The organism is Mesorhizobium sp. M1338, from assembly GCF_040318045.1.
Taxonomy (GTDB): Bacteria; Pseudomonadota; Alphaproteobacteria; order Rhizobiales; family Rhizobiaceae; genus Mesorhizobium.
In genome coordinates, this window is sequence record NZ_JAMYLL010000135.1 from 1 (window position 1) to 1,131 (window position 1,131).

The window sequence follows — 1,131 nt, forward strand, 5'->3', positions numbered from 1 at the left end:
TTTCGACGCGCGGCAGGTTGTCGGCAAAGGCTGGACGAACGCCGACACCGGTTTCAACGATCGCGGCCTCGCCAAAAGCCGGATGGAGGGCATAGGCGGCCCCCAGCAGCTCCATCATCGAACGCGCCGTGACTGGTCCGGCGGACTGGCTTTCAATCATCGTCGCGCCGATCATGAAACGGTGGTCGGTGCGCGGCACCGCATAAAGCGGGAAGCGCGGATGAAGCAGCCGGACCGGGCGTGACAGCGAGATATCAGGGGTGCGCAGGATGAGCATTTCGCCGCGAACGCCGCGCAGCCTGTCATCGGCGGCTGCCATTCCCGTGCAATCGATCTGACGATCGAAACCAAAAACATGCTGGGGGTCCGCGCCGAAGTGGAATTCGACACCCATGGCCGCGAGCTTGTGATGAAGTGCTGCCATCGCCTGGCGCGGGTCGAGATGAGCTTCATCGGGGAAGAGCAATCCGCGCCGGAAGCGGCCGGCGAGGTCGGGTTCCAGCAACGCGATTTCCTCTTCACCGACACACCGATGGCCCGATGTGCGGCTGGCGAACCGGTCAAGCTCGCGCGCATCGCGCGGCGCGGCGAAGACCAGCGTTCCCCGCCGTGTTACCAAGCCGGGCGTTGCGGCATTCCACCAGTTGGCGGCGTCGCGTCCGAGATCCAGCACCGGCTGCTCGGCGCTTGCACGCTCGCACCATGGCGCCAGCATGCCGCCGGCGAACCACGACGCATTGCCTCCAAGGCCATGCCGGATCTCGGCGACCGTGACCGTCGCGCCGCGGGCGGCGAGTTCGAAGGCGGCGGTGAGGCCGGCGACGCCGGCCCCTTTGACCAGCACCCTCATGACGGTTCCGGGGCCTCAGGCATGAGTGGGACGCTGGTCTCGCCAGTTGGAATGTAGAGATCGCCGCCCTCGCGGTATTTCGCCGCCATGGCCGCCATGCCCTCCTTCTGCGCCTCGGCACGGATGTCGTGGGAAATTCGCATCGAGCAGAATTTCGGCCCGCACATCGAGCAGAAATGCGCCAGCTTGTGCGCTTCCTTGGGCAAGGTCTGGTCGTGGAAGGACCGCGCGGTTTCGGGATCGAGCGACAGATTGAACTGGTCCTCCCAGCGGAACTCGAA

2 protein-coding genes are annotated in these 1,131 nt (G+C 65.6%); both read right to left on the reverse strand.

Features of this window, described 5'->3' with window-relative positions; all coding sequences use genetic code 11:
* On the reverse strand, nucleotides 1-850 hold an 850-nt coding region (locus tag NKH19_RS33300; protein ID WP_352983948.1), incomplete at its 3' end, for an FAD-dependent oxidoreductase.
* Nucleotides 847-1,131 (reverse strand): phosphomethylpyrimidine synthase ThiC (locus NKH19_RS33305; RefSeq protein ID WP_352983950.1); only part of this gene is annotated, 285 nt, incomplete at its 5' end. The genes NKH19_RS33305 and NKH19_RS33300, both read right to left, overlap by 4 nt.